Below are 519 nucleotides of genomic sequence, written 5' to 3' on the forward strand. Positions count from 1 at the left end.
ACATGAGTATCCAACAATGTCGTTTCCATTTATATTGTAGAGCCATATCCTCCCCCCTTCACGCCTGCATAGACACTGAACGTAATTAGCTCTACAAAACATATTTTCAACCTTAGATTGCAACAATCCTTCTTAAAAATCCTCCTTATTTCATAAAAAACCGTTCTTTACAGTTTTTTTAATACTTTTTTGATCAAGAATATAAGGGCGTTTTTATAGTGCTTCTTTAGCATTTCCTCAGAATTTTCTTATCAAAAAAAAGTAATGCATAATCAAGTATATAAGGGTATACAGTTTATCATGAAAAACGAAGCTGCGTACTCTGAAAAATTGTTCTCTGATGCTGCATTAAAAACTTAAAAAAACTAATCATACATTTAAAGATAACTAAAAAATAACCATGTCGTTAGAAACGATAGCGTACACCTAAAATACCCTGAAAGGACTGTTTTGTTTTACGCCCTTTAATATAATGGGCCTCACCATATAACTTTAACTTCTCACTCACTAAACTGCTTA

1 protein-coding gene is annotated in these 519 nt (G+C 32.0%); it reads right to left on the minus strand.

Features of this window, described 5'->3' with window-relative positions:
• Nucleotides 1–406 precede the first annotated feature (406 nt).
• Nucleotides 407–519 (minus strand): autotransporter outer membrane beta-barrel domain-containing protein (locus ACFIL8_RS12720; protein WP_375672185.1); only part of this gene is annotated, 113 nt, incomplete at its 5' end.

Origin of the sequence: Bartonella sp. AP57NXGY, assembly GCF_042195805.1 — a bacterium.
In the GTDB taxonomy this organism is placed as follows: Bacteria; Pseudomonadota; Alphaproteobacteria; order Rhizobiales; family Rhizobiaceae; genus Bartonella.